This window comes from Mesorhizobium ventifaucium, assembly GCF_935822925.1.
GTDB lineage: Bacteria > Pseudomonadota > Alphaproteobacteria > Rhizobiales > Rhizobiaceae > Mesorhizobium > Mesorhizobium ventifaucium.
Window position 1 is genome coordinate 1 of sequence record NZ_CAKXZS010000045.1, and the last position, 7,171, is coordinate 7,171.

At 60.4% G+C, this 7,171-nt stretch carries 6 protein-coding genes; 3 read left to right on the forward strand and 3 right to left on the reverse strand.

The features are described 5' to 3' along the window. The first annotated feature begins 47 nt into the window (after positions 1-47). Both NMG70_RS28390 and NMG70_RS28395 read left to right on the forward strand, forming a co-directional pair. A complete protein-coding gene (locus NMG70_RS28390; RefSeq protein WP_254027559.1) occupies positions 48-1,040 on the forward strand; it encodes a glycosyltransferase family 2 protein in 993 nt (330 codons plus the stop codon). After that, positions 1,037-2,857 (forward strand): ABC transporter ATP-binding protein, encoded by a 1,821-nt coding sequence (locus NMG70_RS28395; RefSeq protein ID WP_254027560.1) that lies wholly within the window; start codon positions 1,037-1,039, stop codon positions 2,855-2,857. Before NMG70_RS28390 ends, NMG70_RS28395 begins: the two co-directional genes overlap by 4 nt. Before the next feature lie 67 nt (positions 2,858-2,924). Here the strand turns inward: NMG70_RS28395 and galE are convergent, their stop codons facing one another. The 3 genes from galE to NMG70_RS28410 form a co-directional block, all read right to left on the reverse strand. Continuing rightward, complete coding sequence (galE, locus tag NMG70_RS28400) at positions 2,925-3,899, reverse strand: UDP-glucose 4-epimerase GalE (protein WP_254027561.1); 975 nt, start codon at positions 3,897-3,899, stop codon at positions 2,925-2,927. Next, entirely contained in the window at positions 3,896-4,870 is a 975-nt protein-coding gene (locus NMG70_RS28405; protein WP_254027562.1) for a UDP-glucuronic acid decarboxylase family protein, read from the reverse strand. The genes galE and NMG70_RS28405 overlap by 4 nt, the downstream gene beginning before the upstream one ends. 370 nt (positions 4,871-5,240) lie before the next feature. Further along, entirely contained in the window at positions 5,241-6,443 is a 1,203-nt protein-coding gene (locus NMG70_RS28410; RefSeq protein WP_254027563.1) for an MFS transporter, read from the reverse strand. A gap of 212 nt (positions 6,444-6,655) precedes the next feature. On the opposite strand from NMG70_RS28410, the gene NMG70_RS28415 reads away from it, so the two are divergent. Continuing rightward, complete coding sequence (locus tag NMG70_RS28415; RefSeq protein WP_254027564.1) at positions 6,656-7,075, forward strand: VOC family protein; 420 nt, start codon at positions 6,656-6,658, stop codon at positions 7,073-7,075. The last annotated feature ends 96 nt before the right edge of the window (positions 7,076-7,171 follow it).

Sequence of the window (7,171 nt, forward strand, 5' to 3'; positions counted from 1 at the left end):
GATCGCTCGCTCGATGACTTTGTTGCCGGTGTCGAGGCCGTGCTCGAATGAACGGTGAACTCGTCAGTGTCGTTATTCCCGCTCACAATGCGCAAGATACAATCGACGAGACGCTCCGCAGCGTGCGCTCACAATCCTATCGTGCGCTCGAGATCATTGTTGTTGACGATGGCTCACGCGACCAGACTGCCGCGATCGCCCGATCTCACGCGGAGATCGACACGCGGGTGCGGCTGATCGAGCAGGCAAACGCCGGTGTAGCCGCCGCCCGCAATACGGGTTGGCGAGCGGCGCGATCCAACCTGATCGCATTCGTCGATGCCGACGATCTCTGGGCGCCAACCAAGATCGAGCGTCAGCTGGCTGTGCTCGATCGGACAGGTGAGAAAGTGGGGCTCGTCTACTGCTGGTATTTGGTGATCGATGCACAGAGCATGATAACTGATCATCGTCAGCACCGGCCAAACTGGCGGGGCGATGTGCTTGAGCGCCTCTTCTACGGTAATTTCGTCGGCAACGGCAGCGCCGCCCTGGTGCGTCGGCAGGCATTGATCGACGCCGATGGGTTCGAGAGTCGGCTGCGCGAGGCGGGCGCGCAGGGTTGCGAAGATATCCTCTTTTATTGTCGCGTCGCCGAAAGGTACCACTTCGAAGTCGTCGAGGAGCCGCTGATCGGGTATCGCTATTTGCCGGGAAATATGTCGAGCGACATGAGCCGCATGCTGCGATCCTGGATGCTTGTGGTGGACGAGATGCTCGGCCGCCACCCCGGTGCGGCACCGACGTTGTGTAAGGGCCTGTATTTCTATTCGGCGTGGCTCCTTGAGCGGACGTTGCACCAGAGGCAGCCACGCCATGTCCTTCCGATCATGTCGCTGCTGCTTCGCTATCATCCCGCGATCGCCATGCGGATAATCGCCGTTGATTTGCCGCGGGCAGGCGCGCAGTGGGCCAGGCGCGTCGTTACGAGGCTGGTGCGTGGTCGCCGGCCGATCCCCCCGCAGGTGACGGCGCGCTTTCCCGCGGGGGAGCTGAAATGAGCGAAGCCGGTGGCGTCATACGGCACGGTGCAGTCCGTGCTTCGTTGCGCGATCTGTCGCACCTGCTGCGCATCGTTGGCAAGCCGCGCTGGGCGACGCCGGCATTGCTCGCGCTCGGCTTTCTGTCGTCCGTGGCCGAAACCCTGGGCATCACGCTGATCCTGCTGTTTCTCTATCTGGTGTCCAACCGGATCACCGACACAGGAGATGGCTTTCAGGGTCGAGCGCTGGGCGAGGCAGTTGCCTGGTTGGGTAGCCCCACCCGGCTCGCGGTGGCGATCCTCCTGCTCATTCTCGCGCGTGGAGCACTGGCGCTGGTATACTCCTTGATAAGCTCCAGCATCGGCGAGCGGATCAGCGAGCGCACGCGCAACCTCGTCCACGAGCAATATCTCAGAGTCGCCTTCGGATTCGTCCAACAGCGCGAGCAATCGCAGCTCATGGAAGTGCTCGGGACCGAATCGTGGTTGGTTGCGCAAGCCTATGGAGCGGTCACGCGACTTATCATAAACAGCTGCTCGATCTTCGTGTTCGCCCTCTTCCTGCTCACGATCTCGTGGAAGATCTTGCTGATCGCGGCTGTCGGCTCAATCGCGATTTCGGCGATCTTACGCATCTTTTCGCGGCCCGCTCGTGACCTGGGGCGCCAGGTGAAGAAGATCCATCAGTCGCTAGGCGAGCACATGCTCATGACGCTCCAGGCATTGCGCACTATCCGCGCCTATGGACAGGAGACGCTTCATCAGCGCCGTTTCGTGCAATCGTCGGCGGCCGCACGCAACGCCTCGTTGTCCCTTATCCGCCTTTCGTCATGGATCGGCCCGACCACCGAGATCGGCTATCTGGGAATGTTGGGCTCTATCGTCTTGGTTTCCGGGTGGTGGCACATCAGCTTCGAGGTGACGCTGGCCGCTGTCGCGCTGCTGTATCGGTTACAGCCGCATACGCAGGAGTTCGAAGGCAACCTGCTGTTTCTGGCGCAGATGCAGCCGCAACTGCGCTCAGTCTTGGAGATGATCCAATCCGAGGACAAGGAATATCCCCCGCAGGGTATTATCGCGCTCAGGAATCTGGACGCGGGCATCGTCTTTGAGCACGTAAGCTTTGGATATGATCCAGACACGCTGGTGCTCAATGACCTGTCGTTCGAGATTCCAGCCGGAGTAACCACGGCGCTGATTGGCGCGAGTGGCGCAGGCAAGACTACGATCGTGAACCTCCTCCTGCGTCTATACGAGCCGACCTCCGGCGACATAAAGATTGACGCTACGCGGCTAAAAGACATCAAGCGGGACGATTGGCTTTCCAGGATCGCCGTAACGGGCCAGGACGTCGACCTCGTCGAGGGCACGGTCACAGACAACATCCGAATGGCCAAAGCCGATGCGACCGAAGACGAGATTATTGCCGCCGCCCGCAGTGCCGGCGTTGCGGCATTCGTCGAGGACCTCCCCGACCGCTATGACACCTGGATCGGGCAGGAGGGGCTGCGATTTTCTGGCGGCCAGCGGCAGCGCATCGGTCTCGCACGAGCTGTTTTGCGCGATCCGGACTTCCTGATCCTGGATGAGGCGATGAACGCACTCGATACCGCGCTTGAGGACCAGGTTCGGCGTGCGATTGATCGGCAGCTTGGCAACCGGACAATTTTGTTGATCACCCACCGCATCGAAACGGCGCGTGATGCCGCAAATGTCGTTTGGATCGAGAACGGCAGAGTGAGGAGCCAGGGCCCCGCCTCTCTCGTTGTTCCTCAATATCAACAGCACCAGCAAGAAATCGTATCTGCCACTGACGTTCAGAGTAAGGGACGGTAACCTCCTGCGGTTTCTTCAATCGGCCGCTTCTCCGGGGCGGTACGCTGGCCCGCAGAATGGCATGTCCTCACAACCGGCGGCGATGCCAGGCCAGCGCCGTTTCGACGATCCGGTCGATTCCGGATTGCTCAGGCATCCAGCCGAGTTCCCGGGCCGCCTTGCCGGCCGCGGCCACAAGCGCAGGCGGGTCGCCTGCCCTGCGCGGACCGCAGGCCACAGGGAGGCGCGTTCCCGAAGCCCGGCTCACCGCATCGACCAACTCGTTCACCGTCGTTCCGGTTCCAGTGCCGAGATTGTAAACATGGACTCCCGGATCGCGCAGAAGCTTCTCCCCTGCCAGAACGTGAGCACGGGCGAGATCGCTGACGTGGACATAGTCCCGTACCGCGGTTCCGTCCCTTGTGTCGAAGTCGGTGCCATTAATGGTAAAAACCCGGCCCGACCTGATCGCCGCCTCGATAGCGAGCGGGATGACATGCGTTTCCGGTTCATGCCGCTCACCGACCTCGCCGTCGGGATCACATCCGGCCGCGTTGAAATACCGCAGCACAACCGCGTTGAGGCCATGGGCGTCGGAAAGATTGTCCACCATTCGTTCTATGATGAATTTCGACCACCCATAGGGATTGATGGGCGACTGCGGATGCGTTTCGTCGATCGGCGAACGAACTGGAACGCCGTAAGACGCGCAGGTGCTCGAAAAGATCAGCTTGTCGACGCCGGCCTTCAGCATTTCCTCGAGCAAGACCAGCGTCCCAAAACTGTTGTTTCGGTAGTAGAGTTCCGGGCGCTCGACGGACTCGCCGACATAGGCGTAGGCGGCGAAATGCGCCACCACATCCGGCCGATACTGGTGCAGCGCTGCTGCCACCGCTGCACCGTCGCAAATATCACCCTCGACAAGCGGTCCCCATTTGACCGCGTCTCGCCAGCCGCGCGAGAGGTTGTCATAGGCAACGACCGACCAACCGGATTCGGCGAATGCCTTGCAACAGTGTGAGCCGATGTACCCTGCCCCGCCAGTGACCAGGACTGTTTTCATTCGGCTGCAGCGGAGTGAGCATATCCCGATGAGACCAATTCATCGAAATAGGCAATGGTCTTGGCGAGACCATCGCGCAATGCGATTCTTGGCGTCCAATTGAGCTCGCGTAAGGCACATCCGATATCAGGCTGTCGCTGCCTTGGGTCATCGACGGGCAAAGGTAAAAACCTGATCTTGGATCGGCTTCCGGTAAGCTCGATCATCAGATTGGCGAGTTCGAGCATCGTGAATTCGACCGGATTGCCGAGATTGATCGGGCCGGTAACATCGTCGGCCGTGTTCATCAGGCGAACCAGACCGTCGATGAGATCGTCGACGTAGCAAAATGAGCGTGTCTGCTCGCCGGTGCCGTACACAGTTATCGGCTTGTTTTGCAGTGCCTGCATAATGAAGTTGGAAATGACGCGGCCGTCGTCCGGACGCATCCTCGGACCGTAAGTGTTGAAGATGCGCGCTACCTTGATTCGCAGCCTGTGCTGCCGCCAATAGTCGAAAAACAGGGTTTCGGCACACCGCTTGCCTTCGTCGTAGCAGGAACGGGGTCCTACCGGGTTTACCCTGCCCCAATAGCCCTCGGTCTGCGGGTGAATTTCGGGATCGCCGTAGACTTCAGACGTGGACGCCTGAAGGATCCTTGCGCGAACCCTCTTGGCGAGCCCCAGCATATTGATCGCCCCATGGACGTTGGTCTTTGTCGTCTGGACCGGATCGAACTGATAGTGAACCGGGCTTGCCGGGCAAGCGAGGTTGTATATTTCATCAATTTCTACGTAGAGTGGAAATGTCACGTCGTGGCGAATGATCTCAAAGGATCTGTTGTCGAGCAAATGCGAGACGTTTCTCCGACTTCCTGTGAAGAAATTGTCGACGCATACAACCTCGTGGCCTTCAGCAAGCAACCGCTCGCATAAGAACGATCCCAGAAAACCTGCGCCCCCCGTCACCAAGACTCGCTTTGCCTGCTGCATTTTAGGGATCCTCACGCCAGTTCTTCACGCAATCGAATGCGCAAAGCCCTGAGGCGAGGATAGGAAAAAAATGCTGCGCCGCAAACACAAAAAGCTAACGTAGTTGAAATAGTCGCGTGAGTGCGCGGCGCACAATCCATGAAAGCCCTTAATTTACCATTCTTGACGGTTTTCGTCCGAAATCTCAGCCTACCGGCAGTCGACATTTGGGCGCTGCGCTGCATCATGATCGATTGCAAATTAAGGGAGATGGGTCCTGCACAGTCTTGACCCGGCTCCCTGTCACCGCCGATGAACGCGCGACTGGGGGGTCAAAAGCTGACATATGCGATGTCCACTTTCGACCCCCCTGCATCCTCCCTCAGCCGTGCTACGCCGGTTGCAACTCCCTGCGCGGCAGCCGTGGGAAGGCGATCGCCACCGCCACGGCGCCGAGCCCGACCAGGGCCGAGCCGATGAACAGCCAAGAGTAGCTGGCATAGGCATCGAACACCATCCCGCCGGCGAGCGGGCCGAAGGCCATGCCGATGCTGGACAGCATGGTTACAGCACCAAACACCGTGCCGAGGATGCGCTGGCCGAAATATTCGCGCGCCAGCACCGCATAGAGCGGCATCACGCCGCCATAGGTGGCGCCGAAGATGACGGCGAGCGTATAGAACTGACCAAGCTCACTGACGGCAAGATAGGCTGCGATCACCACGGACTGTATCGCCAGACCGGCAATCAGCACCGGCTTGACCCCCACCCGGTCGGCAAGCACGCCGTATAAAAGCCTGCCGCCCAGCCCCGCCAGGCCCTCGATGCTGTAGATGCTGACCGCCGCCATCGGCGCTATACCGCACAGCATCGCATAGCTCACCATGTGGAAGATTGGCCCGGAATGCGCCGCGCAGCAGGCAAAGAAGGTCAGTGCCAGAACGATGAATTGCGGTGAGCGCAGCGCCTGCGGAACCGACATGCCGGTATCGTCGGCGGCAAGATCGGAGGCGGCGCCGTCAGCGGCAGGCTTGTGCGGCTGACGCACCAGCAATGCGGCCGGCACCAGCAGCGCCCACGCCGCGACACCGATGACGAACATGGCGGTGCGCCAGTCATAGGCCGAGATCAGCCAGCGCGCGAAGGGCGAGATCGTCATTGGTGCCACGCCCATTCCGGCCGAAACCAGCGAAACCGCAAGGCTGCGGTTCTTGTCGAACCACGCCGTGGTCAGCGCGATCATTGGGGCGAAGAAGGCGCTTGCCGCGAGGCCGACGAGCACGCCATAGGTGATCTGGAAGACAAGCAGCGAGCCGGTGCGGCTGGCCAGTACCAACGCCAGCCCGAGCAGCACCGCACCTGTCATCACCACGATGCGAGCGCCGTAGCGATCGTAAATGGCGCCCCAGGCGAAGCCACCGAGGCCCATTACCAGGAAGTTCAGCGTCATCGCGCTCGATATGCCGGCGCGCGACCAATCTGTGTCGAGCGCCATCGGTTCGAGGAAGATCGCTAGCGAGAACATCGCCCCGAGGGCGACACAGGTCATCAGGGCGCCAGCCGCGACGATGACCCAACGATAGGAAATGCGCATATTTTTCTCCCGAGATCGTTTGGATACGGCGCGACTTCTTTCGAGCTTCGCCACACCGCTTGCGTCCGAAGGACGATGGCGACATTTCGAATCCTACAATCCGGTTGCATTTTTTATCCAGTCGGGAAATCGCGCCACTCGATTGCCCCATTGCATTGACCGTGCGCCGTCTTGGGCTAGATTTCCAACCTGGCGCTCAGGAGCTATCACGCATGGAACTTCATCGCGGCCGTCTCATCGATCACGTCCAGCTGGTGGTCAGGGATCTTGCGGCAAGCCGACGCTTCTACGAGGCGGTTTTCAAGGTGCTCGATGTTCCCATCGGCGGCAGCGCCGAGGATTATTTTTGGGCCGACGAACTGTTCGTCTCCAGCATCGACAGCCGGGCGGCCAGCGGGCAACTGACGGGCCGCCACCACCTTGCCTTCCAGGCAAGGGACCGCGCGATGGTTGACGCCTTCTATAGGGCCGGCCTCGACGGCGGCGGCACGGACAATGGCGCACCGGGCGAGCGGCCCTACCATCCTGGCTACTATGCCGCCTTCCTGCTCGATCCCGACGGCAACAACATCGAAGCTGTCTTTCACGGGCCAGCCAACCGCAGCGCCGCTTCGGTGAAGATTACGTTTTAGCTCGGGCGACAGGTATTCTCGTACGTCGCGCCGCCCCTCATCTGGCTGCCGCCATCTTCTCCCCGTATAGTGGCGGGGAGAAAGACACCTTCGCAA